Origin of the sequence: Arthrobacter sp. CAN_C5, assembly GCF_017875735.1 — a bacterium.
Taxonomy (GTDB): Bacteria; Actinomycetota; Actinomycetes; order Actinomycetales; family Micrococcaceae; genus Arthrobacter_D.
In genome coordinates, this window is record NZ_JAGGMZ010000001.1 from 101635 (window position 1) to 127009 (window position 25375).

The 25375-nt window shown below is 65.1% G+C and carries 27 protein-coding genes; 18 read left to right on the forward strand and 9 right to left on the reverse strand.

Annotated elements, in window-relative coordinates; translation table 11 throughout:
- Window positions 1-47: 47 nt before the first annotated feature.
- The 3 genes from H4V95_RS00485 to arsB are packed head-to-tail and all read right to left on the reverse strand — an operon-like array spanning window position 48 to window position 2915.
- Window positions 48-1412, reverse strand: coding sequence for an NAD(P)-binding domain-containing protein (locus H4V95_RS00485; RefSeq protein WP_209728129.1), 1365 nt, complete (start codon window positions 1410-1412; stop codon window positions 48-50).
- Window positions 1409-1822, reverse strand: coding sequence for an arsenate reductase ArsC (locus H4V95_RS00490; protein ID WP_209728131.1), 414 nt, complete (start codon window positions 1820-1822; stop codon window positions 1409-1411). The genes H4V95_RS00485 and H4V95_RS00490 overlap by 4 nt, the downstream gene beginning before the upstream one ends.
- Window positions 1815-2915, reverse strand: a complete 1101-nt coding sequence (gene arsB / locus H4V95_RS00495; RefSeq protein ID WP_209728133.1) for an ACR3 family arsenite efflux transporter — start codon at window positions 2913-2915, stop codon at window positions 1815-1817. The genes H4V95_RS00490 and arsB overlap by 8 nt, the downstream gene beginning before the upstream one ends.
- A 109-nt stretch (window positions 2916-3024) precedes the next feature.
- On the opposite strand from arsB, the gene H4V95_RS00500 reads away from it, so the two are divergent.
- The gene (locus tag H4V95_RS00500) at window positions 3025-3378 is read left to right on the forward strand and encodes a metalloregulator ArsR/SmtB family transcription factor (RefSeq protein WP_209728135.1); all 354 of its coding nucleotides are present in this window, start codon (window positions 3025-3027) and stop codon (window positions 3376-3378) included.
- 200 nt (window positions 3379-3578) lie between these two features.
- On the opposite strand, the gene H4V95_RS00505 is transcribed toward H4V95_RS00500, so the two are convergent.
- Window positions 3579-4634 carry a beta-propeller fold lactonase family protein gene (locus tag H4V95_RS00505; RefSeq protein WP_209728136.1) on the reverse strand — a complete coding sequence of 352 codons (1056 nt, stop codon included), beginning with the start codon at window positions 4632-4634 and terminating at the stop codon, window positions 3579-3581.
- Between the two features lie 93 nt (window positions 4635-4727).
- Between H4V95_RS00505 and H4V95_RS00510 the strand changes: the two genes are divergently transcribed.
- The 6 genes from H4V95_RS00510 to H4V95_RS00535 all read left to right on the forward strand — a co-directional run bounded on the left by H4V95_RS00510 (window position 4728) and on the right by H4V95_RS00535 (window position 10349).
- On the forward strand, window positions 4728-6185 hold the full coding sequence (locus H4V95_RS00510) for a cryptochrome/photolyase family protein (RefSeq protein WP_209728138.1): 1458 nt from the start codon (window positions 4728-4730) through the stop codon (window positions 6183-6185).
- A 90-nt stretch (window positions 6186-6275) separates the two neighbouring features.
- Window positions 6276-7994 (forward strand): alpha/beta-hydrolase family protein, encoded by a 1719-nt coding sequence (locus tag H4V95_RS00515; RefSeq protein ID WP_209728141.1) that lies wholly within the window; start codon window positions 6276-6278, stop codon window positions 7992-7994.
- Window positions 7995-8107: 113 nt separating this feature from the next.
- Window positions 8108-8503, forward strand: coding sequence for a phage holin family protein (locus H4V95_RS00520; protein WP_209728143.1), 396 nt, complete (start codon window positions 8108-8110; stop codon window positions 8501-8503).
- A gap of 157 nt (window positions 8504-8660) precedes the next feature.
- On the forward strand, window positions 8661-8912 hold the full coding sequence (locus H4V95_RS00525) for a hypothetical protein (RefSeq protein ID WP_196867006.1): 252 nt from the start codon (window positions 8661-8663) through the stop codon (window positions 8910-8912).
- A gap of 3 nt (window positions 8913-8915) precedes the next feature.
- Window positions 8916-9830: an FHA domain-containing protein gene (locus H4V95_RS00530; RefSeq protein ID WP_196867005.1), complete on the forward strand. Its 915-nt coding sequence runs from the start codon at window positions 8916-8918 to the stop codon at window positions 9828-9830.
- 9 nt (window positions 9831-9839) lie between these two features.
- Window positions 9840-10349, forward strand: a complete 510-nt coding sequence (locus tag H4V95_RS00535) for a 2'-5' RNA ligase family protein (RefSeq protein WP_209728146.1) — start codon at window positions 9840-9842, stop codon at window positions 10347-10349.
- Between the two features lie 8 nt (window positions 10350-10357).
- Here the strand turns inward: H4V95_RS00535 and H4V95_RS00540 are convergent, their stop codons facing one another.
- Together H4V95_RS00540 and purB are read right to left on the reverse strand one after the other, a co-directional pair.
- The gene (locus H4V95_RS00540; RefSeq protein ID WP_196867003.1) at window positions 10358-11278 is read right to left on the reverse strand and encodes an AEC family transporter; all 921 of its coding nucleotides are present in this window, start codon (window positions 11276-11278) and stop codon (window positions 10358-10360) included.
- Between the two features lie 102 nt (window positions 11279-11380).
- Window positions 11381-12811: an adenylosuccinate lyase gene (gene purB, locus H4V95_RS00545; protein WP_196867002.1), complete on the reverse strand. Its 1431-nt coding sequence runs from the start codon at window positions 12809-12811 to the stop codon at window positions 11381-11383.
- Window positions 12812-12986: 175 nt separating this feature from the next.
- Here purB and H4V95_RS00550 point away from each other — a divergent pair, with 175 nt between their 5' ends.
- Both H4V95_RS00550 and H4V95_RS00555 read left to right on the forward strand, forming a co-directional pair.
- A complete protein-coding gene (locus tag H4V95_RS00550; protein ID WP_196867001.1) occupies window positions 12987-13283 on the forward strand; it encodes a hypothetical protein in 297 nt (98 codons plus the stop codon).
- A gap of 8 nt (window positions 13284-13291) precedes the next feature.
- Window positions 13292-14542, forward strand: coding sequence for a hypothetical protein (locus H4V95_RS00555; RefSeq protein ID WP_209728148.1), 1251 nt, complete (start codon window positions 13292-13294; stop codon window positions 14540-14542).
- Window positions 14543-14577: 35 nt separating this feature from the next.
- Here the strand turns inward: H4V95_RS00555 and H4V95_RS00560 are convergent, their stop codons facing one another.
- Window positions 14578-14970 carry a phage holin family protein gene (locus H4V95_RS00560; RefSeq protein WP_196866999.1) on the reverse strand — a complete coding sequence of 131 codons (393 nt, stop codon included), beginning with the start codon at window positions 14968-14970 and terminating at the stop codon, window positions 14578-14580.
- 51 nt (window positions 14971-15021) lie between these two features.
- Between H4V95_RS00560 and H4V95_RS00565 the strand changes: the two genes are divergently transcribed.
- The 5 genes from H4V95_RS00565 (at window position 15022) to H4V95_RS00585 (ending at window position 20054) form a co-directional block, all read left to right on the forward strand.
- On the forward strand, window positions 15022-16161 hold the full coding sequence (locus H4V95_RS00565) for a histidinol-phosphate transaminase (RefSeq protein ID WP_196866998.1): 1140 nt from the start codon (window positions 15022-15024) through the stop codon (window positions 16159-16161).
- A gap of 118 nt (window positions 16162-16279) precedes the next feature.
- The gene (locus tag H4V95_RS00570; RefSeq protein ID WP_196866997.1) at window positions 16280-17452 is read left to right on the forward strand and encodes a thiamine pyrophosphate-dependent dehydrogenase E1 component subunit alpha; all 1173 of its coding nucleotides are present in this window, start codon (window positions 16280-16282) and stop codon (window positions 17450-17452) included.
- On the forward strand, window positions 17453-18427 hold the full coding sequence (locus H4V95_RS00575) for an alpha-ketoacid dehydrogenase subunit beta (RefSeq protein WP_196866996.1): 975 nt from the start codon (window positions 17453-17455) through the stop codon (window positions 18425-18427).
- Window positions 18428-18436: 9 nt separating this feature from the next.
- Window positions 18437-19789: a dihydrolipoamide acetyltransferase family protein gene (locus tag H4V95_RS00580; RefSeq protein ID WP_196866995.1), complete on the forward strand. Its 1353-nt coding sequence runs from the start codon at window positions 18437-18439 to the stop codon at window positions 19787-19789.
- A 28-nt stretch (window positions 19790-19817) separates the two neighbouring features.
- Window positions 19818-20054 carry a hypothetical protein gene (locus H4V95_RS00585; RefSeq protein WP_196866994.1) on the forward strand — a complete coding sequence of 79 codons (237 nt, stop codon included), beginning with the start codon at window positions 19818-19820 and terminating at the stop codon, window positions 20052-20054.
- A 7-nt stretch (window positions 20055-20061) separates the two neighbouring features.
- Here H4V95_RS00585 and H4V95_RS00590 read toward each other — a convergent pair whose 3' ends face one another.
- Both H4V95_RS00590 and H4V95_RS00595 read right to left on the reverse strand, forming a co-directional pair.
- Window positions 20062-21357: a PLP-dependent aminotransferase family protein gene (locus H4V95_RS00590; protein WP_312883892.1), complete on the reverse strand. Its 1296-nt coding sequence runs from the start codon at window positions 21355-21357 to the stop codon at window positions 20062-20064.
- A 47-nt stretch (window positions 21358-21404) separates the two neighbouring features.
- A complete protein-coding gene (locus H4V95_RS00595; protein WP_196866993.1) occupies window positions 21405-22373 on the reverse strand; it encodes a helix-turn-helix transcriptional regulator in 969 nt (322 codons plus the stop codon).
- A gap of 380 nt (window positions 22374-22753) precedes the next feature.
- Here H4V95_RS00595 and H4V95_RS00600 point away from each other — a divergent pair, with 380 nt between their 5' ends.
- From H4V95_RS00600 to H4V95_RS00615, 4 genes are all read left to right on the forward strand, one after another.
- On the forward strand, window positions 22754-22924 hold the full coding sequence (locus H4V95_RS00600; protein ID WP_209728150.1) for a hypothetical protein: 171 nt from the start codon (window positions 22754-22756) through the stop codon (window positions 22922-22924).
- Between the two features lie 87 nt (window positions 22925-23011).
- Complete coding sequence (locus tag H4V95_RS00605; RefSeq protein ID WP_209728152.1) at window positions 23012-24046, forward strand: lantibiotic dehydratase C-terminal domain-containing protein; 1035 nt, start codon at window positions 23012-23014, stop codon at window positions 24044-24046.
- A 51-nt stretch (window positions 24047-24097) separates the two neighbouring features.
- Window positions 24098-24289 carry a hypothetical protein gene (locus H4V95_RS00610; RefSeq protein WP_171584765.1) on the forward strand — a complete coding sequence of 64 codons (192 nt, stop codon included), beginning with the start codon at window positions 24098-24100 and terminating at the stop codon, window positions 24287-24289.
- A gap of 66 nt (window positions 24290-24355) precedes the next feature.
- Window positions 24356-25375 carry a Gfo/Idh/MocA family oxidoreductase gene (locus H4V95_RS00615; protein WP_196866990.1) on the forward strand — a complete coding sequence of 340 codons (1020 nt, stop codon included), beginning with the start codon at window positions 24356-24358 and terminating at the stop codon, window positions 25373-25375.

Sequence of the window (25375 nt, forward strand, 5' to 3'; positions counted from 1 at the left end):
CTGCTGCTTCTTGGGGGCGAATCGTCGGTGTGGTGTGCGGCGGGCTATCAGTAGTCGGGGTCGTTTGATCGACCGTGCAGCGTTCCAGTCGGGACGCCAATGGTCACCAGTTGGTCGGCACCACAGCAGCTGTCGGTCCCGGCTTCGGTAGACGGTGCGGGAGCGTCGCAGGAGCCGCCCAGATCGGTGCTGCAGACTCCCGTTTCCGGGAGGTCCAACTGGACGTCGTCGGCGGCGGCCGTGTCGCCGGCGATCGCCGCCACCACCGACCGCACCTGCTCATAGCCGGTGGCGAGCAGGAACGTGGGAGCCCGGCCGTAGCTCTTCATCCCGACCAGGTAGAAATCCTTGTCGGGGTGGGCGAGTTCCTTCGCGCCGTGGGCGGGTACGGTGCCGCAACTGTGGAACTCCGGGTCGATGAGCGGCCCAAGCGCACGCGGAGCTTCCACTGCCGGGTCCAGTTCCAGGCGGAGTTCGCGCAGGATGTCCAGGTCCGGGCGGAAGCCTGTCGCTGGAATCAGGACGTCCACCTCGACGGCGTCATCGGCGGTGTGGACGGTGAGCGCCCCGCCCGCCGTGAAGCCGGTAATGGTGAAGGATGTCCTGAGTTCCACCACGCCGTCGTCGACCAGTTTGCGCAGCCGGGCGCCAAGCTGGCCCCGTGCGGGCAGCCCGTCGAGGTCGCCGCCTCCATAGAGCCGTTCCGCGGATCCGGTGCCGCGGACGGCCCAGATAATGGATGTGGCGCCGGAAGCCCTGGCTACCTGGCCCAGCGCAATCAGGGTGTTCGCGGCCGAGTGCCCGGCGCCCACCACCATCACCCGCTTGCCTTCGAACTTCTCCCGGTCCGCACCGGTCACGTCCGGCAGCGGTCGGGTGATGAACTGCTGCGCAGTGGTTTCCCCATGGGCGGGGAGTCCACCCTGGCCGAGGGGGTTTGGCTGGTGCCAGGTCCCGGAGGCATCGATGACCGCCTGGGCCAGCTGGTCCTCGACGCCGTGGGGGCTTTCGACCCGGACCAGGAACGGTTGGGTGTCGCGGCCCTTGGTGCGGGTCTTGTCCATGCCCTGGCGGGTCACGGCGATGACCCGGGTGTTGAGGTGCAGTGTCTCGGCGATCGCCGGCACGGCGGCGAGCGGCCCCACATAGTCGGCGACCAGTTCGGAGCCGTAGGGGAGCGCTGTGCCCCGCGGTGAAGTCCAGCCCGTGGGCTCCAGCAGGCGGCGTGCGGCGGCGTCAACGTTGAACTGCCAGGGGGAGAACAGGCGGATATGGCCCCAGTCGCTGATGGCGGCTCCCGCCGTCGGGCCGGCCTCGAAGATCAGCGGCTGCAACCCGCGCTCAAGGGTGTGGGCCGCGGCGGCGAGGCCGATTGGACCCGCACCGATGATGATGACTGGGAGAGCGCTCATGCGGGGAGCAGCTCTGCGATCAGGGCCTCCACACGGCCTTTGATGGTGTCGCGGATCGGGCGCACGGAGTCGACGCCCTTGCCCGCCGGGTCCTCGAGCACCCAGTCCTCGTAACGTTTGCCCGGAAAATAGGGGCACTCATCGCCGCAGCCCATGGTGATCACGACGTCGGAGTCCTTCACGGCGTCGTCGGTCAGAACCTTGGGGATCTCGGCGGACATGTCGATGCCGACTTCGTGCATGGCCTCCACCGCCGACGGGTTGATGGAGTCGGCCGGCTGTGATCCAGCGGAGCGCACCTCGATCCGTCCCTCGGACAGGGTGGTCAGGAAGGCGGCGGCCATCTGTGAACGGCCAGCGTTGTGGACGCAGACAAAGAGGACCGAGGGTTTGGTCAGAGAATCAGACATGTGAGCTTTCCTTTGCGGGTGTCAGGGGTTCGGTGGCGAAGAAGCGCTTCCGAGCCCACAGGGCTACATAGACCAGTGCAACAAGGACCGGAACCTCAATCAAGGGCCCGACGACGCCGGCCAGCGCCTGGCCGCTCGTCACCCCGTAGGTGCCGATGGCGACCGCGATGGCCAATTCGAAGTTGTTTCCGGCTGCCGTGAACGCCAGGGTGGTGGTTTTGGCGTACCCGAGGTTCAGCAGCTTGCCGATCACCATGCCCGCGGCGAAGACCACCAGGAAGTAGATCAGGAGAGGCAGGGCGATGCGGGCGACGTCGAGCGGGCGGGCGAGGATCTCATCGCCCTGGAGGGCAAAGAGGATCACGATGGTGAAAAGCAGTCCGTAGAGGGCCCAGGGCCCAAGCCTGGGAAGGAACCGTTCTTCGTACCAGTCACGCCCCCTGGTGCGCTCGCCGATGGTCCGGGTCAGGAAGCCGGCCAGCAGTGGTATCCCCAGGAAGATGAGGACGCTGAGGGTGATGGCCCAGAAGGAGAAGTCAGCACTGCTGGTTGGCAGTCCCAGCAGGCTGGGGAGCCCCTGCAGGTAGAACCAGCCCAGCGCGCCGAAGGCGAAGACCTGGAAAACCGAGTTGATGGCGACGAGCACCGCTGCCGCCTCACGATCGCCGCAGGCAAGATCGTTCCAGATCATCACCATGGCGATGCAGCGGGCCAGGCCCACGATGATCAGGCCGGTGCGGTACTCGGGCAGGTCAGGGACAAAGACCCACGCCAGGATGAACATGAACGCCGGCGCGGCGACCCAGTTGATCACCAGCGAGGTGATCATGAGCTTCCGGTCCTTGATCACCGCGCCGGTCTGGTCGTAGCGGACTTTGGCCAGTACCGGGTACATCATCACCAGCAGGCCGACGGCGATGGGCAGGGACACCGAGCCGATGGCCAGTGAATCAAGGGCACCGGCCATGCCGGGAACGAACTGACCGAGGGCGATGCCCAGCACCATGGCGGCGATGATCCAGACCGGGAGTAGCCGATCGAGTGTGGACAATCTGCCGGCCGGTTCGGCAGCAGGAAGGGTTTGGGTACTCAAGGGGCTCCGATGAACTTCGTGGGATGACCAGCAATAAATCGATGGTCGTCGATGCCTGAAGTATTTCTCAACACATCGACGAATGTCAATGTCGGTGCATAATGGATGGATGACTACCGCAGTGACTGGACACCCCGACACCCTGACCGCCTGCTGCACTCCTACGGGCGAGCCGGCGATGTCGGAGGAGACGGCGTCGTCGTTGGCTGTACAGTTCAAGGCCATCGCTGACCCCAAGCGGCTGCGGATGGTGTCGATTATCTCCTCCAGCGAGAACTCCGAGGCCTGCGTCTGCGACATCACCGAACCACTGAATCTCGGGCAATCGACCGTCTCGCACCACCTGAAGATCCTGGTTGACGCGGGTGTCCTGACCCGGGAGAAGCGCGGCGTCTGGGCCTACTATTCGCTGGTTCCCGGCGCTCTGGACAGCCTCGCCGGAGTGCTCACCGGCCGACCCTGACGTCTGGCACCCTGATCCGGGGCTGGACTGCGGAAAATGCGGCGGTTTACCACTGGAAAGGAGCACCCCACGGAGAATAGGGCCTGGCAGGGGTACGTCTTTATCGTCGCTAGAACGCCACAGGAAAGTGGCGGGGCCGCATACCAGTGGTGGCGCCACCACTAGGCTGCTGCTCCGCCACTTCTCCGGACCGGTAGAACCTAGGTCAGCGGCGAAAACTCGATCCACCGCGGCCCCGCCGAGCAGTCCAGGCTCTCGCGTTCGCGCAGCCCGCCGTTCTCCGGGTCGATCGCGTAGAGAGTCAGTCCACCCGAAGCCTCTCCGCACGCCAGAAGGAACCCACCCGTCGGATCGATGTTCATCCCGCGGGGTTGCGCCTGGGTCGGAACGGTGTCGACAAGGGCCAGTGTCCCATCGGCACCAACTGCGACGACGGCGATCGTGCTGCTGGAACGTTCGGTGCTGTACAGGAAGCGACCGTCGGGCGAGACCTGCAGTTCAGCGCACCAGATGGCGTTGGCGGCGGGTTCGGGCCCGGACCCGTCCCGGACCCGACCCGGCACAAGGTTCAGCTCGGGGGACACCGAGGAAATCCGCTGCTGTTCGATCAGGGCCCCGTTCCCGGCGTCCCGGGCATAGGCTGCGATTTCCCCCGACATCTCGTGGAGCGCATACAGGGTGTCCCCAGCAGGCGAGAAGCGGAGGTGCCGCGGTCCACTGCCGGTCGGGGTGGCAATCTGGCCACGGTTGGTCAGTGCAGAGGTAACCGGATCCAGGGTCCACCACACGATCAGGTCGTCACCCAGGGCGGTGGCGTAGGCAAACCGGCCGTCGGGGCTGATGACAACAGCGTGGGCATGTTCACCCGGCGCCTCGGTGGATGTGGTGTCGGGAAGGATGCCGCCGTCGGCGTCGAGGTTCATCACACTGACCAGGTGGTCGTTGTAGGAGGCGCCGAGCAGTGCGTTGCCCGCCGGGCTGACACTGAGGTACGCCATGCCCGCCGGCAGGTCCGCGTCCGGGCCAGGGGTGAGGGCGCCGTCCTGTCCGCCGATGGTCAGGGATCGCACCGTCGGTGGGCTGGTGGCCAGCGCGGCATACAGGACGCTGCCCTCGGGGTGCATCGCGAGGCACTGAACCTTTGACTCCAACGCCAGGGACGGGCCGGACGTCAGGGCCCCTGCCCCGGTGTCCAGCTGGAAGGTGTCAATGCTCTGGGCATCAGCGCAGGCAACATGAACAGCGAATCGAGTCATACTCAACACCCTAGCAACAGCCCGCATGGCGTTGCCGGTGTGCAAGCATTGCAGCGGAGCAGATGCACCAAGGGTGCAGGAGAAGGAGCCGCAGTGCACGTCCAATTGGTCTTCCCACACCAGCTCTTCGAGGAGCACCTCGAGGCGCCCACGTCGGACCGTTTCATCATGGTGGAGGACGACCTCTTTTTCCGGCACTACCGCTTTCACCAACAGAAGCTGGTGCTTCACCGGGCCAGCATGCGCCTTTTTGCGCAGCGGCTGCGGGGCGCCGGCTACACCGTGGACTACCTGGAGTCCTCGGCTGAGGCTTCCAGTCAGGACCGCCTGGGTACCCTGCTCGGCGAAGTCGACGCCACCGGGTGTAGCTACTTCGACGTCGTCGACGACTGGCTGAGCCAGCGGCTCGCCGCGACTCTTGGCGAGCGTGGACTGTCCCCGGAGATCCAGATCAGCCCGGGATTCCTCCTGAGTCCGGACGATCTCACGGGATATTTCAGGAACAACGGCTGGCGGATGCAGAACTTCTACGAGTGGCAGCGGCTCCGCCTCGGCATCCTGGTTGAGCCCGACGGCGGCCCGGTCGGTGGGCGCTGGAGCTTCGATACCGAGAACCGGAAGAAGCTCCCCCGGGGGATCACGGTGCCGGACCTGCCCCGGTTCGACCCCGACGACGCGGTACGGGACGCTATCGACTGGGTGGCCAGGGAGTTCCCCGACAATCCGGGCATTGCCGGGAAGTTCAACTGGCCGGTCACCCACCAGCAGGCCGCTGGTGCGCTCGAGGCGTTCCTGAACGACCGGTTCTCCAACTTCGGCCCCTACGAGGACGCCATTTCCGCCCCCGATTCCTTCCTGTTCCATTCAGCGCTGAGCTCCAGCCTGAACCTCGGGCTGCTCAGCCCGCTGGAGGTGATGGATGTGGCCCTGGATCATGCTGGTCGGCATGACACGCCGATCGCCAGCGTCGAGGGGTTCGTCCGGCAGGTCATCGGCTGGCGCGAGTACATGAGGGCCGCCTATCTGCTGCGGGGCCGAGAAATGCGCACCAGCAACACTCTCGGGTTCGATCGCACCCTCGACGACGGCTGGTGGACCGGGGAGACCGGGCTGGAGCCGGTCGACGTCGTCATCCGGCGCGTCGCGGACACCTGCTACGCGCACCACATTGAACGGTTGATGGTGCTGGGCAACGCGATGGCACTGCTCCGGATCGACCCTGACGCCGTCTACGAATGGTTCATGGCCATGTTCATTGACGCCTACGACTGGGTGATGGTCCCCAACGTCTATGCGATGAGCCAGTACGCGGCCGGGAGCATGATCACCACCAAGCCCTACGTGAGCGGCAGCAACTACCTGAAGAAAATGAGCAACTTCCCGGCCGGCCCCTGGCAGGACAGCTGGGACGCGCTGTACTGGCAGTTCGTCAGCGACCACCGCGAAGTGTTCAGCCGCAACCCCCGTTCGTCGATGATGGTGAGCCTCTACGACAAGTTCGACGACGAGAAGAAGTCCCGCCTGCGGACGGAAGCAGGGCGGTGGTTGTGAGGCAACGGAATGCATCCCCATCGGTTGTTACAGCAGCCAGGCTCGCGACCTTTCACCCACTGACCCTCACCTAGCGGCATAATCAGGGGCGTGAGGCTTCTACAGGGCGGTGCCGTCTACCTCCGGGACAACTGGATCAACCTGCTGTGTGCCCTGGCCCTGGCATCCCTGGCGTTGACCCCGTCGCTGGTGCCCCGGCCCACCGTGTTCCAGGGATTCCTTGCGGGACTGTGGCTCATGGTCGGCTTCCAGCTGGGGTTCGCCCTCCGTAGCCTGGGCCGCGTTGCGGCCCGGAGATTCGGGCCCGTCGCGCCCCGTCGCCAGCCCAGGGCGACCGTACCGCCGCGATCCGCGGTGCGGCTGGGGCTCATGGTGGGCGCCGGTGTGGTCGCCTATGCGGTCGGGTACGGGGCGCTGGTGATGTCATGGCAGAACGAGGTCCGTGCGCTGGTGGAGATGGAGCCGATTGATGGGCCCGGGTACCTGACCGCCTTCCTGAGCATGCTGGCTACGGGCGCCCTGTGCTTCGGGATTTTCCGTGGGATTTCCGGGGTCCGCGCTCTGGTGTCACGGGTGGTGGCCCGTCGCGGGGCGTCGCCGCGGGCCGCCCGCTGGGTAGGGCGGGGTGCGGGACTCGCAGTGACGGTGGTCCTGGTGGCTATCCTGGTGGGTGCAGGACTGGTCGCCGTCGGCCAGATCTACGAGGGGCGCGATGCGCAGACCCTCGCCGGTAGTGGACAGCCGACAGTGGCTACCAGATCGGGGTCGCCCCAGTCGGCGCTCGAGTGGGATGGTTTGGGCCGCCAGGGGCGTGCATTTGCCGGTGGCGGACCCAGCGCAGCGAATATCGGGGCGGTGACGGGGACCGCCGCCGTCGAGCCTGTTCGCGTCTACGCTGGACTTTCGCAGGGTGCGAATGTGGTGGAACGAGCCGACCTGGTTGTCGAGGAACTGGAGCGTGCAGGGGGGTTCGACCGCGAGGTTTTGCTGGTGGCGACGCCCACCGGGTCCGGGTGGCTCGAACCGCAGGCCATCGCCTCACTGGAGTATCTGTTCGGCGGTGATACGGCAACAGCGTCGATGCAGTACTCCTTTCAACCCAGCTGGGTGTCCTTCCTGTTCGATCCGGAACTGGCCGCCGATTCCAGCCGTGCCCTCTTCGACGCTGTGTATGAGCGCTGGGAGGGACTCCCTGAGGACACCAGGCCCCGCCTCGCGGTGTATGGACTCAGCCTGGGGGCGCAGGGAATGCAGGGCAGCTTCGCGGGTCTGGCTGATCTGCTCTTCCGCACCGACGCCGCCCTGTTCACCGGCCCACCAGCAAACTCACAACCGTGGCGCACCCTGCAGGAAAACCGCGATGCGGGCAGCCCCGTCTGGCAGCCCACCTACCAACAGGGCAGGGATGTGCGCTGGCAGTCCAAGCCGGGGGACTTCGGGCAGCTCGGTGGAGAATGGCGGCAACCTCGGCTCGGATACCTGCAGCACGCCACCGACCCCATTACCTGGCTTGATCCGGCGGTGATGATTCAGCGGCCCGAGTGGCTGGCCGGACCTGCCGCGACGGGAGGTCGCGGTGTTGACGTGAGCGATTCGATGCGGTGGATTCCGGGGGTGACCTTCCTGCACCTGGTGACCGACATGCTGGTCAGCGAAGCGGTTCCTCCCAGCCACGGCCACAATTTTGGCGATGTTGCAGTCGATGGGTGGGCGCAAGTATTACCGGGTCATGGCCGCAGTTCCGAGCAGCTGGCAGCAATCCAGTCCGTCATCGAACGGATCGACACCCACGATCCGATCTGGGAGTAGTCACTGGGTGCCCAAGCGCCTGAGACCACCCGCTACGGGTGAGCCTTGACCGCGACGGAGGTGGAACGATTGGCGCATCAAGCGGCAAGCAAGTCCCAGCGAGTGAGGTCCTCATGATCCGGTTTCTCTTCCATACCCTCATCAATCTGGTGACTGCGGCGATCGGTCTGCTCATCGCCAGCTGGCTTGTCCCCGGGGTGATCCTGCAGCCAGCGGGCTTCATCGTCGCCGTCCTGGTGTTCGCAGTCGCGCAGGGCATCCTGGGGCCATTCGTGTTCAACATGGCGCGGCAATACGCATCGCCCATCCTGGGAGGGATCGGGCTCGTCACCACGCTGATCGCCCTGTTCATTGCCTCGTTCTTCGACGGCGGCCTCCAGATTCGGGGAGTCTCAGCCTGGGTGCTTGGAACCCTGATCGTATGGATTGTCACCGCCCTCGGCGGGTGGATCCTCGGCGCCATCTTCCTCAAGAAAAGAAGCGAGCAACGCAAGGCACAGGCACAGTAGCGTCCGGCCCAGCGAAGTAGTCCTTGCGCAAATGAGACCTCACGAAAGTAGTCCGATCCGCTGGTCGCCGGATCAACTGCGTACTAAGGTGGAATGGTTAGCGTCAGACGGGTAGAGGGCGTCTGTCAATGTGCAGAATTCATTAAAGGAATCACTCATGACTGAAAACACCTCCCCAGAAGTTCAGGGAAACCACAACATCCGGGACTGGGCGGATCTCGCCGAGGAAATGTGGAGCTACCTCACCGGCAAGGGCGCAGCGGTGAACTACAGCTTCATCGATATGACCGTCGAAGTGCCCCGGGACATCGGTCCGGACGCGCCCCGCGCCACCTGGAAGTTGAACGGAACCCTGCGGGTCACCACCAGTGACAATGACGCAGCGGGTTCCGATACCCACCGCAGCTGAGTCATGGGAGCGAAAATCCGGCTGGAGATTGATCTCCAGTTCTCGGTGACCGATCCAACAACTGCTGACCAGGACTCAACCACCGTCTCGGGAACCGTGACAGCCAACGGTTCAACGGTGGAGGTCTACCTCGACAAGCCCGAGGCGTTTGGTGGGACCACCGCGCCCACCCTCGAAGCTGTCCGGGAACTCGCGAAGTCCCTCGCTAGCAGGGGTGTCGCGGTGTCGGTCACGGGTCCGAAGGGAAACCTGGTGAGCCTGGGTGCGGTCGACGTGTCACGGGTGCAGCGGCTCCTGACCCGCTCCCCGCACATTCGGCTGGGATCCGTCGGTGCCCTCGCGCCGCTGGCGAAAAGCATCCGCAGCTCCTCGTCGTCGGCGTCATCGGGCCTGGTGCCGCCGTCGACACCGTTTCCGCTGGTGCCCACCGTCAACCGGATGATCCGTCGGAAGGTCACCACCACCCACCACACCCCCGGGAGTGGGCGGGCCCGGCTGATCTTTGTTCAGGACTCCGCGAGCTGGAACGGCCAAGTGCCCCGCGAGTTCAATCTCCTGCCCGCTACCACCAGGATCGGCAGCGCCGACGACGTCGACCTGCTTCTGCCCGGGCTGGAGGAACTGCACGCCGAGGTGGTCCACAACGACGACGACGAGTACGTGCTGATTCCGCACGGACCCGTCAGCGGCGGGATCAACCCTGCCGGGCCGTCGGTGCTCCGGACCGGCGCGCGGATTCAACTCGGGCCCTGGTGCCTCGCATACTTCCGCGAGGAGTACGCCGATCATGGTCGGCCGTTCGGCGGCCGAAGCGGTGGCGAGCTGGCGTATCAGCGGCCGCAGTTTGATCCACGGACCGGACGCTCCGAGGGGGACGGTTCGGAAGGCGTCGGGGACTTCCGCCGCCGCCCGCGCTGAGCAGGCCCGGTGGATAGCATCGAGCTGCTCCTTGACGACGTCTCGGAGCAGCTCGTCCGTCATGACTGGGACGCCCTTCTCGCGGCTGGCCTGCCCAGCCGGGCGTCCCACACCTCCCCGCATAACCGGCCGCATATCACCCTGGTGGCAGCCCCGGCCATCACCGCCGACCGGGATGACCGGGTGGGTCAGGGGTCGGGGTTACCGCTGATCTTCGGGTGCTCCGGGATCCTGCTTTTCAACGCTGGCCGGAGAGGATACGTCCTGGCCCGCCAGGTGGTGTGTGGCGCTGACCTGTTGGCGCTGCACCGCCGCGTGCACGACGTCGGCCAGATCGATGCTCCCGCAGGCACCACACTGCCGGACGCATGGGTCCCGCACATCACCCTCGCCAACGCTGTGCCGCCGGAGCGCCTCGCCGACGCGCTCGCGGTCCTGTCCACGACGATGTTGGAGGGGCAGCTGGTGGCGATGCGGCGGTGGGACAGTCGCGCAAAAACTGTCACGGCGCTGGGCTGATCGGCCCCCTAGGTGAGGAGCCAGGCGATGACGATCAGGGCCGGTACCGACAACATCGAGGAAATCAGGATCACGTCCCGGGCGACCGTAAGCCCCCGGTTGTAGCGGCCGGCGAACAGGAACACGTTCTGGGCTGCCGGCAGTGCCGCCATTACTACCGCACCGAACACCAGTTCGTCATCCAGCCGGAAGGCGAACTTGCTGAGCAGGTAGGCCGACGCGGGCATGATGAAAACCTTGATCACCGTGGCCACGATGACCTCGGTGCGGCCCTCGCTGGCCCGCAACGGCCGGCTACCGCGCAACGACATGCCAAACGCCAGCAGCACCAGGGGTACTGCCGCACCACCGAGCAGTTCCAACGGTTCCCAGATCAGCTGCGGTACGTCGAGCTGGGCCCAGCCCACGGCCAGGCCGAGGAACGATGCGATGATCATCGGGTTGCGGAACGGCTGGGTGAGGATGTTGGCCACCGATGGTTTCCGCCCCGAGGAGAGATCGAGGATGGTCAGGTACAGCGGGGTGAGGATAAGCAACTGCACCAGCAGGACAGGGGCCACCGCCGTGGCGTTGCCGAGTGCGTAGACGGCGATGGGAATGCCAATGTTGTTGGCGTTGACGATCGACCCGCCCATGGCACCGATCACGGTCTCCGCGGCAGGACGGCGGAACCAGATCCGACTGACAACTACGTACAGGAGCGCGGCGAAGACAGCGGTAATCAGGGCGATCGGCAGGTACGCGGACACGACGGCGGTGAGGTCAGCCCGAGCCAGGATGGTGAAGAGAAGCGCCGGGTTGGTGATGAAGAAGGCCGTCTGGGTGAGTGCCTTGACCGTCTCCGGACCGCCGATCCGCAGGCGGGCAGCGATATAGCCGGCCATGATCACGGCACCGACGATCGCGAAACCTGCCAGTACGCCGCTCAACACTTCCTCCAGCCACACATGCATTCCGGGTGACGCACGCCCCGCAACCGGGAGCTTCGCGCCGTCGTCGTCCGCGTCCGTGAGGCGATCGTGGCGTTCGCGCTAGCCAAGATGGTCGACGAGCCGCTCCGCAATTCCGGTATAGGTGGACGGTGTGAGCGCCATCAGCCGTGCCTCAGCAGCCGGGGAGAGCCCCAGGCCAGCAACGAACTCGCGCATCCGAGCCGCATCCACCCGTTGCCCGCGGGTCAGTTCCTTCAGCCGCTCATAGGGATCGTCCATCCCCGGCACACCGGCCAGCCCCTCCGCCCGCATCACCATTTGGACTGCCTCGCCCAGCACCTCCCAGTTCGAGTCGAGGTCAGCTGCGAGCACCGCTCCGGCGACGTCGAGCCGTTCCAGGCCCTTCGCCACGTTCGACAGGGCCAACAGTGAGTGGCCAAACGCCACCCCGATATTGCGCTGCGACGACGAATCGGTGAGGTCACGCTGCCACCGCGAGGTTACGAGGGTTGCACCCAGCACGTCCAGGAGCGAGCAGGAGATCTCCAGGTTCGCCTCGGCGTTCTCGAAACGGATCGGATTCACCTTGTGGGGCATGGTCGAGGAGCCGGTAGCTCCCTCCACAGGAACCTGGGCGAAATACCCTATCGAAATGTAGCTCCAAACATCGGTGCAGAAATTATGCAGAATCCGGTTGAACCGTGCCATATCGGCGTACAACTCGGCCTGCCAGTCGTGCGATTCGATCTGGGTCGTCAGCGGGTTCCACGTCAGTCCCAGCCCTTCCACGAAGTCCCGGGACACTTTCTGCCAGTCGGCATCCGGGACCGAGGCGTAGTGGGCGGCGAAGGTGCCGGTCGCACCGTTAATCTTTCCCAAATACTCGGTGCGTTCAATGCGCCGGAGCTGCCGGTCCAGCCGGTGGGCGACGACGGCGAGTTCCTTGCCGAGCGTGGTGGGGGTGGCCGGCTGTCCGTGGGTCCGTGACAGCATCGGTACGGCCGCGGACTCACGGGCCATGTCCGAGATCTGTTGGGTCAGTGAGCGGGCGGCTGGAAGCCAGACCTTCTCGACGGCGCCCTTCACGCCCACCGCGTAGGACAGGTTGTTGATGTCCTCCGAGGTGCACCCGAAGTGCACCAGCGGTTTCAGCTGGGCGATGCCGATCTCGGAGAGCCGGCGTCCAATGAAGTATTCGACCGCCTTGACGTCGTGGACGGTGACGCGTTCAAGCTCCGCCAGTTCCGCCACCGACCCGCCGTCAAATGCGGTGACGATGGTGCGCAGAGCCGTTTCCTGGTCCTCGCTCAGCGCAGTTGTCCCTGGCAGCACGGCGTGACGGCTCAGGTGAATCAGCCACTCCACCTCCACATGGACGCGGTCCCGGTTGAGGGCGGCTTCCGAGAGGTAGTCGACCAGCGGGGCGACTGCACCGCTGTACCGGCCGTCCAGTGGGCCGAGTGCCAGGGGAAGGCCCGACGGGGTGGATGTCGACGCGAGGTTCACCCTTGGGGGTGCGGTATCAGCCATACCATCGATCATTCCATGATCCGTGGGAATCGGTCTCCCGTGTGACAACTCCTCCCCAACCGCAGGCGGCACTGTCCCTGCCCACAATGGGCACTCTGCTGGTGCCGGTCGCGCCCACCGGGCACTACCGTGCGAAGGAAGCGATGGGGCATCAGGGGAGAGGGAGGACGGACCGGTGAGTTACCCGGCGGACTGGTCGTGCGAACCCTGGGCTGTGGACAGCTCGGCCGCCGCCTCGATCAGCTCACAGGTGCTGTTATATGCAGAGGCTGTCGATGAGGTGGCGTCACGCATGGCCACGGTGACCACCCTCGACTGGGAGTCGCCAGCTGGCCGGAACTTCAGCGCCTACCTGACGGGGCAGGTGGGCGGCGTGCGGCTGGCCAGCGAGCAGCTCCGGGAGTCCGCAGCGAGGGTCGCCGCGTTCGCCGTGACCCTCCGCACTCACGAGTACCGCCAGTTTCTTGAGTAACACAGCCCATGACCGCGACCCCTGATCTGACCCCTATCCCCTTTCCCCCGGGTCACGGCCCCGGAGGTATTGCGGTGCGCGGTGGGGTGGGAAGCATCCGCTTCCAGTGGAGCGAACTTGGCCACGGGGCGGACCTTCTCGGGGCCCTGGCGGATGAACTGCGCGAGATCCTGCACCAGTGTGGCGAATTGCAATGGCGGCTGCAGATGCTCCTCAAGTCATTCGAGGCGGCGGCCGATGGCGCCGGGCATGCCGCCGTGGACGCCCTCGACGGGGCGCGCTCCGCGCTTTCCCGCTGCGACGCCGAATTACGGGACTCTGCCCACCGGATCGACTACTGCAGATTGGCCTACGAGGCAGCCGAGGCGATGGCTCAGGTGGCGGCCGCTGCCGCGCATGCGGGGGCAGGATTGATCGAACATGACCTGCGCAGGCTCATCGGGACCGCCAATGCCGGCCATTTCGCGGAACCCGTGCCGCTTAGTCTGGACCGGGTCCCTGCAGGCACAACCGCCACCGTGGACGGGACCGCAGCCGGTATGCTGCAGCGGATCGGTTCGCTGGACGCAGAGGGCCCCGGTGTCTTCGAGGTGCTCAAGATGCAACGCCCCGACGGTCCGGTCTTCGTGGTGGTACTCCCGGGCACCCAGGGAACAACGGCTGCCGCCACTGACAACCCGTTCGATCCGACCGGCATCGTCGAGGCGGTCCACTACGACAGCACGTTCGTCGCCGATGCTGTCCATCGGGCGCTCGCGGAGTCGGGCGCCTCCCACGGGGATCGGGTCATGATGGTCGGGTACAGCCAGGGGGGAATGCATGCCGCCAACATTGCCCGGCATCCGCAGGTGGCCGAGGACTACTCGATGGAGCTGGTTCTTACCGCCGGCTCACCCACCGGACGGGAAGCCAGTGGTGACGGCACATACCTGCACCTTGAACATGCGGATGACTGGGTCCATCAGGTGGACGGCACAGCCAACCCCGACGAGCGCAACAGGGTTACCGTAACGCTGGCAGAGCCCGCCGACGAGGTTCCTGCCAGCGAAAAGGGGCTCGGCCCGGCGCACAAGCTCTCGACCTACCTCGCCGGCGCTGAGACTGCAGATGCCAGCGTGCACCCATCCCTTGTCGCGACCCTGGGTGTATTGGGAAGTACGGTAGGCGGGCGGGCATCAGCTCAGCGCCACGTGTTCCGGGTACGGCGAGTGCCGCGCCGTGATCAGACTGCTCCGCCAGACCAGCGGGTGCAGGAATGACTGGGCCCGCTGAGGGGTAAGCGGAGCCCTGGCGCCTACCGCCGTGTTCCCGTGAGTGATCCGGCGACCATCGATACCACGCTGATGATGAGCGACCCGAGGATGGCAGACCAGAAGAAGTCATCAACCGAGAACTGGATCGGCGTGAAGGAGGTCAGCCACGCCGTGAGCATCAGCATGCCAGCGTTGATCACGATGGTAAACAGACCCAGGGTGAGGATGGTGAGGGGCAGGGACAGGAGGGCGACGATCGGACGCACGAGTGCATTCACGATTCCGAACACCAGGCCGACAAACAGGTAGGAAAGGACTACCGCCGTGGTGTCTTCACCGGCGGTCGTGGAACCGACCGCAATCCCCGGGAGGAGCCAGGCCGCGACAAAAAGTGCCAGCGCATTGATCAGAATCCGGACAACGAACTTCAGCATCACCCCATGCTGTCATACGGCGTGATGCAAGCCCAGCGATAAGCTGGGACCATGACAACACCAGAGCGCCAGGGCGACGACGCCGGGGCACAGGAACTTTCCGTCCATCCCCGCAGTGTGCTGGGACGCCTCCCCCGGTACGCCGCCGGCAAGCCACCCGTTGTGGTGGAGGGCCTGCAGAGCTACAAACTGTCCTCCAACGAAAACCCGCTGCCGCCTCTGCCCTCGGTGTTGGCGACCATTGCCTCCCAGACCCACATCAACCGGTATCCGGACCCGATGACGACGGCCCTGCGCACCGCACTTGCCGAATTCCTCTCGGTTCCCGCCGAGGACATCGTGACGGGCGCCGGCAGCCTGGGGGCACTCAACCAGATCCTCGCCACCTTCGCCGGGCAGAATGACTACGACGCCGCTGACGAAGTGATTTACCCCTGGCGGTCCTTTGAGGCCTACCCCATCTGCGTGGGCCTGGCCGGGGCAGTCGGGGTCCAGATCCCGCTGCGGCAGGACAGCACCCACGACCTCGACGCGATGCTGGCGGCAATCACCGACCGGACGCGGGTAATCCTGCTTTGCACCCCCAATAATCCCACCGGGCCGGCCCTCTTGCAGGCCGACGTGAGCGACTTCCTGCGTCGGGTGCCCGGACACATCGTTGTGGTCATCGATGAGGCTTACCAGGAGTTTGTCCGCGATCCGGAGGCCGTGGACGGGCTGGCGATGTACCGGGAGTATCAGAACGTGGTGGTTTTGCGCACCTTCTCGAAGGCACACGGCCTTGCCGGTCTGCGCGTGGGCTACTCCGTCTCGCAGCCAGAGCTGACCCAGCACCTGAGGGTCAGTGCCGTGCCGTTCGCGGTGTCCCAGATCGCCGAACAGGCAGCGGTCACCTCCCTCGAGCACTTCGACGAGGTCAAGGACCGCGTGCAGGGAATTGTCGATGAACGTACGCGGGTCGTCGACGGCCTACGTTCACTGGGGTGGACGGTCCCGAACGCTGAGGGGAACTTCGTCTGGCTCGCCCTGGGGGAGAATACCGCCGGATTTGGGGCGCTGGCGGAGCAGCAGGCGCTTTCGGTGCGGGCCTTCGGCGCCGAAGGCGCCCGGGTGAGCATCGGCGAGCCGGAGGCAAACACCCGCTTCCTCCAGCTGTGTGCCACCTATCCGTTCGGCCCAGGGGTTTCGTAGAACGTCATAAATGGGTTGCGCACGATCACGTCGCTAGGGTGGACGAGGTACATGCGCAGGATGGCATGTGCCCGGAAACATTCCATTTGAGGTATATAAAGACGCTGAGGGAGCACATATGGACGTTGCGCGATCAACAGCCGCCGGGCTTGAGCCCGGGCGGGCCCCGGGGGCAGTGACCGGATCCCGGCGGGATCAGCCGGCGATGGTCCAGTTGCTCACCGAGGACGGGCACCTCGTCCCGGATGATCGTTTCAGCGACTTCGCCCCGCACCCGGAAATCTACCCCAGTCTGTATCGGGACATGTTCCTGATCCGGCGTTTTGACCAGGAGTCCACAGCCCTGCAGCGTCAGGGGCAGCTCGCCCTCTGGGTGCCCCTCACCGGCCAGGAGGCCGCCCAGATTGGGTCCGGGCGGGCGATGCAAGCCGCAGACTACGCTTTCCCCACCTACCGGGAACACGGCGTCGCCCTGACCCGGGGGGTTGACCTCCCCGACATCCTGCGTCTCTTCCGGGGGACCACCAATGGAGGTTGGGACCCGCGGGAACACAACTTCCAGCTCTACACCCTGGTCCTTGCCGCGCAGACCCTCCACGCGGTCGGCTACGCGATGGGCATCCAGCGTGACCGCGCCACCGACCCGGGCGCCGAGGCAGCAGCGACGGTCGCCTACTTCGGCGACGGTGCCAGCTCGGAAGGCGACGTCCACGAGGCAATGGTGTTCGCTGCCTCATTCAACGCGCCGGTGGTGTTCTTCTGCCAGAACAACCACTGGGCCATTTCGGTGCCTTCGGAGGTCCAGACCCGGGTACCCCTCTCCGAGCGGGCGGCGGGTTACGGCTTTCCGGGTATCCGCGTCGACGGCAACGACATCCTGGCCGTCAACGCTGTCACCGCGTGGGCGCTGGACCATGCCCGGCGCGGCAACGGCCCGGTGCTGATCGAGGCCTTCACCTATCGCATGAGCGCCCACACCACCGCCGATGACCCCACCAAGTACCGGGCCTCCGCTGAGGAGGAGTCCTGGGCGCCCCGCGATCCGCTGCGCAGGCTGGAGAGCCACCTCAGGGCCACCGGGATCCCAGATTCCTTCTTCACCGACCTGGAAGGGGAGGCGACGGAGCAGGCGGGCCGGCTCCGGAAGGCTGTGCTGGCGATGGAGGCCCCGGATCTGAGTCACCGGTTCGGCACCGCCTATGCCGAGCCCCATCCGCTGGTCCAGGAGGAGCTGCGGCAGTGGCAGGATTATGAGGCCGGTTTTGTACCGGCGGACGAAGGGGGCAAATAGATGCCGGTGATGACCATCGCCAAGGCGATCAATGCGGGCCTCCGAGCCGCGCTGAAGGACTCACCCGCCACCTTGCTGATGGGTGAGGACATCGGCGCGCTCGGCGGTGTCTATCGGGTCACCGAGGGGCTGAAGGCGGAATTCGGCGCCGACCGCGTTGTCGACACACCGCTCGGCGAGTCAGGCATTATCGGGACGGCCATCGGCTTGGCCCTGCGAGGTTACCGGCCAGTCTGTGAGATCCAGTTCGACGGGTTCGTCTTTCCCGGCTTCAACCAGATCACCACCCAGCTGGCGAAGATGCACGCCCGCAGCGACGGAATGCTGCGGGTTCCGGTCGTGATCAGGATCCCGTATGGGGGTGGCATCGGAAGCGTCGAGCACCACTCCGAATCCCCTGAAGCGTTGTTCGCCCATACGGCCGGGCTGCGCATCATCACCCCCTCCAACCCTCAGGATGCCTACTGGATGATCCAGCAGGCCATCGACTGTGACGACCCCGTCATCGTTTTCGAGCCCAAACGGCGTTACTGGCTGAAGGGCGAGGTCGATCTCACCACACCCCCGGGCAATCCGTTCACCGCCCACGTGCTCCGCGCAGGCACTGACGCCACCCTGGTGGCGTACGGACCACTCGTACCGGTTGCCCTTGCGGCCGCGAACGCTGCCGCCGAGGACGGCACCAGTGTCGAGGTCATTGACCTCCGGTCGGTCTCTCCCATGGACTTCGACACCGTGACTGCGTCGGTGCAGAAGACCGGACGATTGATCATCGCTCATGAGGCACCTACCTTCGGGGGAATCGGCGGTGAGCTGGCCGCACGGGTGTCGGAACGGGCCTTCCTGTCGCTGCAGGCTCCCGTCATGCGCGTGGGTGGATTCCACCTGCCCTACCCGGTCGCCCGGATGGAAGATCACTACCTTCCGGATATCGACCGCATCCTCGAATCCCTCGACCGAGCCCTGGCCTACTAGAGGAACCCCATGACACTGAACACATTCAACCTCCCCGACGTCGGAGAGGGTCTCACCGAAGCGGAGATTGTGCGCTGGGTGGTCCGGACCGGCACTGTAGTTGCGGTCAACGACATCATTGTGGAGATCGAGACCGCCAAGTCACTGGTTGAGCTCTCGTCTCCCTACGCCGGCGTCGTCGCCGAATTGCTCGTCGCCGAGGGGGAGACCATTGAGGTCGGCACGCCGATCATCTCCGTCGCCGACGGTGACGACGACGTCCCAGCGCCCCAGATGCCCGGTGAGCTCGCCACCCCGCCGGCCACCAACCCGTCGACCGCCGACGAGCCCCTGGACTCCCGGGAAGCACCTGCTGCTGGCCCGCTCGTCGGAACCGGCCCGAAGGCCGACTCGGTGAAGCGGAGGTCGCGACGGCCCGCAACCGAACCTGCTGCGGCACCTCAGCGGGCGTCGACCGCGCCAGCTGCCGAAGTGGGCCCGACCCCGCGGGTCCTCGCCAAACCGCCGGTCCGGAAGGCCGCCCGTGACCTGGGCATCAATCTTGCCGATGTTGAGGGGACCGGGCGCTCCGGCGAGGTGACCAAGCGTGACCTCCTGAGCTATCAGGCGCAGCGCGACGCCGAACAGGATGGTGCCAACACGTTCTGGGGTGCGCCGCAGAAACCACAGGACCAGCGGATCGAACGGCTGCCGGTGAAGGGGGTCCGCAAGGCAACAGCGAAAGCAATGGTGGAGAGCGCCTTCTCGGCACCCCACGTCAGTATCTTCGTGGATGTCGACGCTTCCCGCACCATGGAATTCGTGAAACGGCTCAAGGCATCACGCGACTTCGAGGGCATCAAGGTCTCGCCCCTCCTCATTCTCTGCAAGGCGGTGATCTGGGCCGCCGCCCGCAACCCGTCGGTCAACGCCACCTGGGCTGGTGACGAAATCCTGGTCAAGCACTTCATGAACCTGGGCATTGCCGCCGCGACCCCCCGGGGTCTGATGGTCCCGAACATCAAGGACGCCCAGGATCTGACCCTGAAGGAGCTCGCCGTGGCGCTCAACGAGCTGGCCACTACGGCCCGGGCGGGGAAAACCCAGCCGGCGCAGATGCAGGGTGGGTCACTGACGGTCACGAACATCGGAGCCCTCGGCATCGACACCGGGACGCCGATCATCAATCCCGGCGAGGTTGCCATCGTGGCGTTCGGGACGATCAAACAGAAACCCTGGGTGCTCGACGGCGAGGTCATCCCGCGGTGGATCACCACGCTGGGCGGGTCATTCGACCATCGGGTGGTCGACGGCGATCTCAGCGCGCGGTTCATGGCCGACGTCGCATCCATCCTGGAGGAGCCCGCATTGCTGCTCGACTGACGTTTTGTCACCTAGGCTGGAAACCCTGATGACAAATAATCCCAGACCGAGTCGGCGCCCCGACCACGACCGCGCCAGCGCCCCGACATCCACCGGCTCCTACCTGAAGCGGTTGCTGCCGATGCTGCTGGCAGCCTTCCTTGGGTCAACCCTGCTGCAGTTCCTCTTCCCCGAACTGAATTTTGTTGTCCGGCTGCTGATTCTTGCCGTCCTGTTGTTGGCCGTCTCGGTGGTCCTGGATCGCCTGCGTTCCCGGGACCGCTAGCTTCCGTTTACGCACGGTTCGCCTCGATTGCTTCCTGCAGGATCGGGGCAAGCCTGTCGATCCCCGTGACGATGTCCTCGCTGGAAACGGCGCTGAAGGCGAGCCGCAGCTTGTTGGACGGCTCATCGGAGGGCGTGAACGCGGCACCGGGGATAAACACCACTCCTGCATCGATCGCCTTGTAGAGCAGTGGGTAGGTGTCGATGCCCTCGGGGAGGGTGACCCAGATGAAGAATCCACCGTCCGGGCGGGTCCACGTCACCGATTCGGGCAGGTGCTGCTCCAGGGCGGCCAGCATCGTGGAGCACCGCTCGCTGTAGAGCGCCCGCGTGTTTTCCAGGTGTCCCAGCCAGTCGTAGTCGCTGAGGTAGGCCGAGACCAGCATCTGGGTCAGGGGAGACGGGCACAACACGACTGCCTCGCAGGCCAGATAGAAACGTCGGTGCAAATGCTTGGGCACCAGCGCCCATCCCAGCCGAACACCCGGCGCGAAAATCTTGGAGAAGGACCCCAGGTAGATGACGTCGTCAGGGTTTCCCTCCCGCAGGGGAGTCAACGGTTTCCCGTCAAAGCGCAACATCCCGTAGGGATTGTCTTCCAGGATCAGGATGTTGTTGGCGGTACAGATGTCGACAATGACCTGCCGGCGGTCTGCCGCGAGGGTGATGCCACTGGGGTTGTTGAAGCTGGGGATCGTGTAAAGCGCCTTGATTTTGCGGCCCTCGGCCTGGAGCTCGGCAATCCGTTTCTGCAGTTCCTCGGGGACCAGCCCGTCGTCGTCCATCGCGACCGCCTGGACGTCCACCTGGTACGCCTCGAAGGTGTTCAGCGCACCCACGTAGGTGGGATCCTCGCAGAGGATGACGTCGCCGGGATTGCAGAAGACCTTGGCGGCGACGTCTTGCGCCGACTGCGATCCGGTAGTGATGACCACGTCGTCGGGGTCAGCACCAGTGATCCCCTCCGCGGCCATGACCTCGCAGATCTGTTGGCGGAGTTTCTCCATCCCCTGCCCGCCGCCGTACTGCAGGGCTTCGAGGCCCTGCTCGGCGATGATCCGCTGGGCCGTGTTGCCCAGCTCCTGCAGTGGCAGGGACCGCAGGTAAGGGCTGCCTCCGGCAAGCGATACCAGGCCCGGCCGGATGGAAATGTCGAAGACATCCCGCACCGCCGACTGCTTGATGTTGGCAGCCCGATCGGAGAACAACGCCTCGTGGCGGTGAGCCGAGTCGACTGCACGAACGAGCGCCGCCTCGGTTTCGGCGGGCAGGGACGACGGATCAAGTTTTGCCTGTGAGTTCACTCACGTAGTCTAAGCCAGCGGTTAACCAATGAGCAACGAGTGTTGCCTTAGATCCAGCCCGCGTCCCTTGCTTTGGCCCCAGCCTGGAAGCGGCTGTCGGCCTTGAGCGTTTCGAGCATCCACGCGATGTGCCGTCGACAGGTCCGCACACTGAGATCCAACCGTCGGGCAATGACTTCGTCCGAATACCCGGCAGCCAGTCCTACGATGATGGCCTGCTGGGTTCCACTGAGCGCCGAGGTGGTTGCTTCCTCGGCCACAAACGGGTCAGCGAACTCCCAGGTCGAATTGAACACCTTGATGAAAACACTGACCAGGCTGGGATCCCGGATCATCATCGCCGCCTTGTCAGTGCTGTTCAGCTGGCGTGCCACGACAGCCAGCTTCCGGTCGAAGATCAGCATCCGGAAAGGGACGGAGGGGAGTGTCCTGAACTGGCCACCCGCTGCCGCGATCAGCTTGACGGCCTTGCGGGTCGGCATGTGGTCGCGGGTACTGAGATCGTAGAGATTTCTCCGGCTTACCCCCTGCTTCAGCAGGTCGAGATCTTTCCGGACGTTCTCCTCCTGGAAGTCCGCATTGGCGCCCTGGCCCGGAACGGCCATCAGGACCTGCTCCGAAACGTCTCGACCGTACTCGATGAGGACGCGCTGGATCAGATGCGGATCTTCCAGGACCTCCACCGAAGCGCTGGAAATCACTTCCTTGCGGGCTTCCAGATAGAGCGGGACCAAACCGGATAGCTCCCGGCGTTTGGTGCTGATCCTGCTTCTGAGGTCCTGTACCAGGCGCTCGTCCGCGTCCACCAGGTCAGCCAGCGCAACATCAGGTGAAACCGCGACGTAGGCGTCGGGGTCCGAGGCGTGGACACTGAGCAGCTTGCGCTGGGTCAGTTGCTCCATGGCTGCGTCGATGTCCCGCAGGGTGTAGCCGAGGGCCTCGGAAACTTGCTGCCGTGTCCATCCCGGATGGGCGACGGCGTAGCGATAGAGTTCCAGGCATATTCCGTCAAGCATGAACTTTCCTCCCCGGCATGGCGGCACGCCTGTCTGTAGCCTACAGACACGTTTCACCGTCGAACGATTTGTCGTCCATGCCGGCTCATTTACCCAAAAATGACCCGGGTAAATCATGCCATGTCCACTTAATGACATCATTGCTCCGTGCTGTCGTGAAAACCGGTGAAATGTAACGGATTCCCATGTCGGAGCCGGTTTCCAGGAGCCTTCGGAGACGGCAGGCCAAAGCCTCCAGACCGCGTCCAGTCCGCTTTAGGCCATGTCCGGAACAGGGTGGTTATCCGGCTGGACAGGGACGGAGCGATCGCCGCATTGTAGGGATACCGGCTACACCTTGCCGGTTCAGCACCATTTGCAGCCACTCGGAGGGGAATCTCGTGAAGAAGATTATCGGGACCGCAGCTGGACTTCTTGTCATCATCGGCGTCGTCGCGCCCGCAAGCCCAACACTGAGTGCGGCCAACTGGGAATGGCCGAAGACGGTCGTCGCAGCCAACTGGGAATGGCCCAAAACCGTGGTGGCCAGCAACTGGGAGTGGCCCAAATAGCTCGCTGTTCACGCCGGATCTGATCGGCGCGACAGCACAACAGACTCGCCCCAGTGGCGGTGACCATATATCCGGAAGGAAAGGGCCATGAGCCAGCTGACAGCAGTTCGCATCGCCTCACGAACAGCAGACAGCGCTCAATGGTGGCACCTTTCCGTTTTTACCGGTGGCTTCGATGTAGCGGACGGCATCATTGGAGACCTGGTTACCCCACTGGCGGCGCAGGCTCAAAAACTGGGTGCCAGTCGCTGGTTCTTCACACGCTGTGAGGAACCAGCCGGTGCCCAGGTGAAGTTTCACGTCCTTGCCTGCCCCGCGGTCACCGCGCAACTTCAGTCCTTCCTCACCGCACTGCAGCATGGCAGGCCCGCGGGTACCGATGGCCGCGTGAACCACGCACCGGACAATGGGCCACTGCGCAGCCACCCGGGGCCCGGCCCAGCCGGCGTCCTATCTGAGCTGAGGGTTCGCCAGCACTTTTCCCGCCCCGCCGGAACCCTTCCCTCGCAGGTCGCAGCCATCGACGTCGAGCCGCGGCTCGAAGCCGAGCTGGTGAAATACGGGGGTGTCGACGGGCTCCACTTGGCCGAAGAAGTCTTCGAGCTGTCCTCGGAACTCGCCGCCTGGGCCACGAAACGCTTCCCCAAGATGCAGAGCCGCTCAGCGTTCGGGGCACTGATCCTGTTCGATTCGGCACGCGCCATGATGAAGGGTCCCCGGTCGGCTGGGTGGCCCGATCGCCGCCGCATCTCGTGGGACTTCTACTGGGACAGCCATCTACGGACGTGCACCAATGACCTGGGGCCGCGTGCGGGCGGTGTCAGGGACGCGTTGTCGGCACAGGTTGCAGCCCGGGTGCCCGCGTTCCACGGCCTGATGGCGGCGACGGCCTCGGAGTCGGCAGCACAGAACTGGCGTCGCCGATACGCTCGGGCAATCGACAATTACCTGTACCGTGCCGACAAGATGCGGGTCAGCCGCAGCGCACAACACCTCACCGTCTACCAGGCGCATACGACCCTGAACCGGCTGGGTTTCACCACCCGCGAAGAGGGAGTGCTCGGTCTGTACGCCCGCTCCTGGAGCATCGAGCGGGAGGTCTCTTCCTACGACCAGAACTAGGCGCGATGAGTACCCAACCACCCAAGGTTACCGAGGAAGGATTTGAACACCATGGCGGCAAGCAACGATGTCATCTTGGCCACAGACGAACGGGAACTCAGCGAAGCCTTGGGATGTTCGCCGGACACCCTCGAGGACATGCGGGATCTGGGCGTTCTCGCCTCACGGGGGGAACTGTGGGAGGTTGGCCCTGCCCGTGACTACCTGCGCGACGCTGCCTGGGCTGACAGTCTCTGGGCCTGAGGAAACACCCCCGCATGGGGCCCGCCTCGGCGGCAGCCCCCATGCGGTGACCAGTATGCTGGGCGCATGACGACAATCCGCACTGCAGTGTTCGGCTACGGTCTCGGAGGGCGCGCATTCCACGCCCCTTTCATCCACGCCGATCCGAACTACTCTCTTGACGTCATCGTCACGTCCAACCCCGCCAGGAAGGCTGAGGCCGAGGTGCTGTATCCGGGCGTCCTGGTGGTGTCGACAGCGCAGGAGGCGTTCGCCCGGGCCGGCGAACTTGAGCTGGCGGTGATCAGCACACCACCCGGAACCCATGCCCTCCTGGCGACTGAGGCGTTGAACGCCGGCCTCGCCGTCGTCGTCGACAAACCTTTTGTGATTGACGCCGCGGACGGCGTCCGGTTGATCGAATTGGCCCGATCGCGCGGGAGCGTCCTGACAGTCTTCCAGAACCGACGCTGGGACGGGGATTTCCTGACTGTCCAAAAACTGATCGATGAGGGTCTGCTGGGCAGCATCCGCCGGTTCGAATCCCGGATGGAATCCTTCAAACCGGTGCTCTCCAAACCGTGGAAGGGTGCCCCAGCGAGCGACGGCGGGGGGATTCTCTACGATCTGGGGCCACACCTGATCGACCAGGCACTGGCACTGTTTGGCCCGGCGGAACTGCAGTACGCGGAACTCGCCGCCCACCGGGGCGACGGCGGCCCGGACGACGACGCCTTCCTCGCCCTGCGCCACACCAACGGGACCATCAGCCACCTGTGGATGAACGCGCTGGCGCCTCAGGCGGCGCCACGCTTCAGGGTGGTCGGATCACAGTCGGCGTACTCCAAATGGGGAGTGGACGTGCAGGAGCCGTCAGTCGTCGCGGGGATGCTGCCCTCCGACCCTTTGTTTGGGGTGGAGGATGAGCTGGCGTGGGGGCTGCTCGGCTTCGACGCCGACGCCACCAAGGTGCGCACCGAGAAGGGTCAATACCCCACGTTCTATGAGCTGATGGCCTCCGCGGTGCTCCACGGATCTCCGGTGCCGGTAGATCCGCAGGACAGCCTCGCCGCCCTGCGGATCATTGAAGCCACCCACCAGGAATGA

What these genes read in the sequence shown, in the direction of transcription:
- H4V95_RS00530 (WP_196867005.1), top strand. Translation starts at nt 8,916, where the DNA reads ATGGGAGCGAAAATCCGGCTGGAGATTGATCTCCAGTTCTCGGTGACC.
- purB (WP_196867002.1), bottom strand. Translation starts at nt 12,811, where the DNA reads ATGGCTGATACCGCACCCCCAAGGGTGAACCTCGCGTCGACATCCACC.
- H4V95_RS00585 (WP_196866994.1), top strand. Translation starts at nt 19,818, where the DNA reads ATGACAAATAATCCCAGACCGAGTCGGCGCCCCGACCACGACCGCGCC.
- H4V95_RS00580 (WP_196866995.1), top strand. Translation starts at nt 18,437, where the DNA reads ATGACACTGAACACATTCAACCTCCCCGACGTCGGAGAGGGTCTCACC.
- H4V95_RS00500 (WP_209728135.1), top strand. Translation starts at nt 3,025, where the DNA reads ATGACTACCGCAGTGACTGGACACCCCGACACCCTGACCGCCTGCTGC.
- H4V95_RS00615 (WP_196866990.1), top strand. Translation starts at nt 24,356, where the DNA reads ATGACGACAATCCGCACTGCAGTGTTCGGCTACGGTCTCGGAGGGCGC.
- H4V95_RS00520 (WP_209728143.1), top strand. Translation starts at nt 8,108, where the DNA reads ATGATCCGGTTTCTCTTCCATACCCTCATCAATCTGGTGACTGCGGCG.
- H4V95_RS00565 (WP_196866998.1), top strand. Translation starts at nt 15,022, where the DNA reads ATGACAACACCAGAGCGCCAGGGCGACGACGCCGGGGCACAGGAACTT.
- H4V95_RS00525 (WP_196867006.1), top strand. Translation starts at nt 8,661, where the DNA reads ATGACTGAAAACACCTCCCCAGAAGTTCAGGGAAACCACAACATCCGG.
- H4V95_RS00485 (WP_209728129.1), bottom strand. Translation starts at nt 1,412, where the DNA reads ATGAGCGCTCTCCCAGTCATCATCATCGGTGCGGGTCCAATCGGCCTC.
- H4V95_RS00560 (WP_196866999.1), bottom strand. Translation starts at nt 14,970, where the DNA reads ATGCTGAAGTTCGTTGTCCGGATTCTGATCAATGCGCTGGCACTTTTT.
- H4V95_RS00605 (WP_209728152.1), top strand. Translation starts at nt 23,012, where the DNA reads ATGAGCCAGCTGACAGCAGTTCGCATCGCCTCACGAACAGCAGACAGC.
- H4V95_RS00490 (WP_209728131.1), bottom strand. Translation starts at nt 1,822, where the DNA reads ATGTCTGATTCTCTGACCAAACCCTCGGTCCTCTTTGTCTGCGTCCAC.
- H4V95_RS00595 (WP_196866993.1), bottom strand. Translation starts at nt 22,373, where the DNA reads ATGCTTGACGGAATATGCCTGGAACTCTATCGCTACGCCGTCGCCCAT.
- H4V95_RS00505 (WP_209728136.1), bottom strand. Translation starts at nt 4,634, where the DNA reads ATGACTCGATTCGCTGTTCATGTTGCCTGCGCTGATGCCCAGAGCATT.
- H4V95_RS00555 (WP_209728148.1), top strand. Translation starts at nt 13,292, where the DNA reads ATGACCGCGACCCCTGATCTGACCCCTATCCCCTTTCCCCCGGGTCAC.
- H4V95_RS00570 (WP_196866997.1), top strand. Translation starts at nt 16,280, where the DNA reads ATGGACGTTGCGCGATCAACAGCCGCCGGGCTTGAGCCCGGGCGGGCC.
- H4V95_RS00575 (WP_196866996.1), top strand. Translation starts at nt 17,453, where the DNA reads ATGCCGGTGATGACCATCGCCAAGGCGATCAATGCGGGCCTCCGAGCC.
- H4V95_RS00610 (WP_171584765.1), top strand. Translation starts at nt 24,098, where the DNA reads ATGGCGGCAAGCAACGATGTCATCTTGGCCACAGACGAACGGGAACTC.